The organism is Shewanella sp. SR1, from assembly GCF_020447145.1.
Lineage (GTDB): Bacteria > Pseudomonadota > Gammaproteobacteria > Enterobacterales > Shewanellaceae > Shewanella > Shewanella baltica.
The window spans coordinates 1-4,553 of sequence record NZ_JAJAEF010000052.1; the positions used below are offsets into that span (position 1 = coordinate 1).

Consider the following 4,553-nt stretch of genomic DNA (forward strand, 5'->3'; position numbering starts at 1 on the left):
TTATATCGGTATCGACATTTAGTGGAGAATGCTTTTGGAAGAATTAAACACTATCGAGCAATATCAACAAGATATGACAAGCTAGCAAGAAATTACGCCAGTATGGTGTCATTGGCTTTTATGTTAATATGGCTGCCGATGTATTGCTGAACAACATTTGTACAGCAAAGATCAACAGACCCTAAGCACCGTGTTCGTATCCACTCTAACTTTTTATAGTATTTCAATTGTTATAGTTAATATTCGCTCCTTACCATCTTATATAAAATTATAGTTTTCATTATTTCTACTCATTTTTTAGCAGTGGTATAAATTTATTAAATGTAATTGCGAGTGAAAAATTAACTTATTCTTCAGGTGTATTTTAAATGATTTAGTTATACATGGCTGGTAAAAACCTTAACAAGGTTATTCTTATGTATAATTAATTGTCAATTAAATCGTTATTTAATCTATAAATATTTTCTTGTAGGTGAGTCAATTGGGGTATTTTTTTTGGTTTTAAACTTTTTATTTAAATGGGTAAGGTTTAACTTAGGGCTAAATTAAGTGGTTGCAACTGTACTCTAATTAATAAATATACTTATTCATCATAATCAACTGTTTTTATACTCATTAATGTATTTTTTTTGATACAAGTATGACAGTAAATCATACCTGAAATAATACTTTGGAAGTATTGATTTGTTCTTTGGCTTTAAAAAATAAAAATCACCTAGGTATGATTTTTACCGTTATTAACTCCATATAGCTTACCTGTGTTCCTTGGTTGTGAAATTTGTTGATAAAAAGTGTTTTTCGTGTTTTATTGTGGCCGATGCGAAATTCAGTTAAATAATCTTTTTCTGTTTTTTTCATTTCTGTTTATAAAAATAATTAGGATATATAGGTATATTTCAGGGAGATTGACAATGAATAAAAATAACTTTTTGGCCTACTCAGTACGTGTTGCATTAGTTGGCAGTATAGCCGCTAGTGCTTTAACTATACCCGTTGCTTCGGCTGCTGAAGATGGTGTTGAAAAAGTAGAAAGGATTCAAGTAACGGGTTCGAGAATTAAACGAACCGATATGGAAACTTCTAGCCCTGTTAGCGTTATTGATGCTTCAGCCATTATTGCTTCAGGTGCTACATCGATTGATGATGTCCTGCAAAAAATGACGTCTGCAGGTGGTGCCATGACCAATGCAGCGATTAATAATGGTTCGGGCGGAAACTCTCGTATTAACTTACGTGGATTAGGTGATTCTCGCACCCTTATTCTAGTTAATGGACGTCGCATGATAGCGTCAGGTACTGGCGCAGCTTCAACAGTGGATCTAAATACTATTCCAGTATCTATGATTCAACGTGTTGAAGTGTTGAAAGATGGTGCCTCTGCCGTATACGGTACTGACGCTATTGCTGGTGTAGTGAACATTATATTGAAACGTGATTTTGATGGTTTAGAGCTTAACGCACAAACAGGGATTTCAGCTCGGGGTGATGCAGATGAAACTAGTCTAGATTTCACTCTGGGTAACACGTTTGAAAAAGGTAATATTGTTGTCAATGCTCAATACACTAAACGTGGTGAAGCCAGCCAAGCAGATAGAGGTTTTTCCGATTGTCCTATCGCAGAGAGTATGGTTAACGGTAAACTATCACTTGTTTGTGTCGGCAGTTCTTACTCAGAAGGGGGTCATGTATGGGGGGATCCTAATTTCCAAATTACACCTTCTGGACCTGATGGAGAATATCAAGTTGGAGACTCAGGTTACTATGGAAAATATGTAGCTGATGCAGAAGGTAAACCTAAGTTTAAATATTTTGATGGCAAAAGTGTGGCAGACCTAAGCGGCCTAGGTGGAACATATCATGATTATGCAGATGCCGCTGACGGATATAATTTCGCGAAAGACAGTTACTTATCTACACCGATGGAACGGATCAATTTAAGTCTTGCTGGTACTTATGAGATAAATGATTCATTAAGATTTTTTACTGAAGCAATGTACAGCAAGCGTTGGTCTGAGCAACAAATGGCTCCACAACCAGTATGGAATAATTCGCCTTGGGAGTATAAACCTAAGAGTACTGGTGGTTGGATGACTGATGATTTACTTCCATACGTTCAACCAGGTGAAGGCGTAAGTTATGGTCGTCGAGTTGTTGAGTCCGGAACGCGTGATTTTGCTCAAACTGTCGATACACTTCGGATTGTTGTTGGGTTTGAAGGTGAATTGGAGAATGGTTGGAGTTGGGACGCTTCATACAACAAAGGTCGAAATGATTCTGTAGATACAACTGCCAATTTGCATAATTTAGGTTCTATTAATGATGCAGTTTTATCGGGTGACTTTGACCCTTTCTTACAGTCATCTTGGATGGGTGAAAACATTAAGCCGTATATCTATACTGAATTAAACAGTGGCGGTAGCGAACTTGATATTTTAGCCGCAACCTTGACCGGCGATATTATGGATCTGCCTGCGGGTACACTTGGATTTGCTGCCGGCTATGAAAACCGCAAAGAGGCAGCGCATTTTACACCGGATTCATTAACAGCCCAAGGACTGGCTAACGATCCGAGAGTTGAGCCCACAAATGGTGAGTTCAGTGTCAATGAGTTGTATGTAGAATTAGCTATTCCTTTACTAAGTGAATTACCACTTGCTCAACAAGTTGATCTAAGCGCTGCTATGCGTTATTTCAACTATGATACATTTGGTGAAGATACCACTTGGAAACTGGGATTAACTTGGCAAGTATATGACGATTTAATGCTTCGTGGTAACTTATCAACGGCATTTAGAGCTCCTACAGTAAGTGAACTTTTTGGTGGTAAACAACCATCGTTTGAACAAATCACTCATCCTGCTAGTTCTCAGACTCAAGCAGAAGTTACTGTTGGTGGAAACCCATTATTAACTCCTGAAGAAGCTGATATAAAGACAGTCGGTTTTGTTTATTCGCCAAGTTATGTTGATGGATTATCGCTAACCGTAGATTATTACGATATTGCTATTACAAATACTATTACATCTGTTGACCCAGGTTATGTTGCCGACAATTGTTTAGGTGCTAACGGCGGTTTGATTAATACTGGTTCTGCGTTATGTCAATCATCTCATATCCAAATTGACAATACAGGCCGTATTAAGTTTGATAATGGTTTGCAAAACTTAGGCGAAACCAATACTTCAGGCTTTGATATAAATGTAGCTTATGTATTTACCGCTTTGGGTTTAGATTGGAAAGCAGGTTTGGATTCTTCAATATTGAGTGACTATGTTGAGTATGATCCAGATGGTAATCCAGTTGATTATCGTGGTTTTATCACTGCTAAATCTGGAGCTTATGCAAAATTCAAGTCAAACTTCAGCTTAACTGCTAGTGGTAATGATTGGAGTGCAACATACGAAGCTCGATATATTGATGGCATGGATTCATTCTCTTGTAGAAAAGATACTACCAAGTGTTACGCTCCTAGTGTAGATAGTATCGTTTATAATGATATATCAGCATCTTATGATCTGACTAAGTCGTTAAGAGTTTCTGGCGGCGTAAACAATATCTTTGATAAAGATCCATTGTACTTCTCTGGCAATAATGATGCGAATACAGATCCATTCACATACGATGTTTTAGGAAGATATTTCTTTGTGAGAGCGAATCTAAAGTTCTAAGTCTGTATGATTATCAAATGAATTGTTGAAAAAAATAGCCTCCCAGAGGCTATTTTTATATGCATAACACTTGGCATTAATGACGCCATATTATGGTTTTGTAATGGTGGAGGTAGGCATTATTTTATTGGTACGAGTGTCTTAGAGGTAAATTAATACGCTTAATTTAGCTGGCATATGTCTAGTTGGACCATAATTAAGATAATAGTAATTTCTATTGAAATATAACTATAAGTATTATTCTTAAAATGTCTAACTGTTTCATAAGTATATGAATTATATGCATAGACTGTATTTGTTGAATTATATGTAAGCAAGTTGTTTTTGATATTTAGATAATAACTATGCCAAGGTGTTCGTTTAAAAGTGTGCTTTGTATTCCTGCGATTAACAGTCTTGTAAATTTCAGCTTTTTAATCAGTCCCATAATATCTCCATGTGGTTATTAAGACTTTCACATAGTCTTTTTGTTACTTAGTTGTAACCTAAAGCTAACAAGCATCATTGCATTTAAGCTACACATACTTTTTTTGAAGCTCCATTTTCTGGTACAACTTAGCTTCTGCACAACTTCATGTTTAGTGACATGAGATCAGTCCTCTATGGTGCTTTTACTTTCAGTTAATCGATGTAGCACTGCCTTATAGTGTTAGCTAAATGCTGTAATTCTCGTTGCGTGCTTGTTAGTGATTATTGTCTTTCCGATACAAAGAGACTACTGCACAAATCTGAAACATATTTCTAAGTTACAGTCGTAGAACAACATTTATCCTTACTAGGGGCTGTTGATCTTTCGAGAGTGATTTTTAGACAGCATGGCAAGACGTTATAATTTGCTTCGCCAAAAGTAACCATAACCTCAAGCCATGCCAAGACTTATGCTAA

Annotated in this window: 2 protein-coding genes; both read left to right on the plus strand. The window is 36.4% G+C overall.

Features of this window, described 5'->3' with window-relative positions; genetic code table 11:
- The coding region (locus KV201_RS22235) for a transposase (RefSeq protein ID WP_226060636.1) at window positions 1–150 on the plus strand (150 nt) is incomplete at its 5' end.
- Window positions 151–911: 761 nt separating this feature from the next.
- Window positions 912–3,668, plus strand: coding sequence for a TonB-dependent receptor (locus tag KV201_RS22240; RefSeq protein ID WP_226060634.1), 2,757 nt, complete (start codon window positions 912–914; stop codon window positions 3,666–3,668).
- Window positions 3,669–4,553 lie beyond the last annotated feature (885 nt).

What these genes read in the sequence shown, in the direction of transcription:
- KV201_RS22240 (WP_226060634.1), top strand. Translation starts at nt 912, where the DNA reads ATGAATAAAAATAACTTTTTGGCCTACTCAGTACGTGTTGCATTAGTT.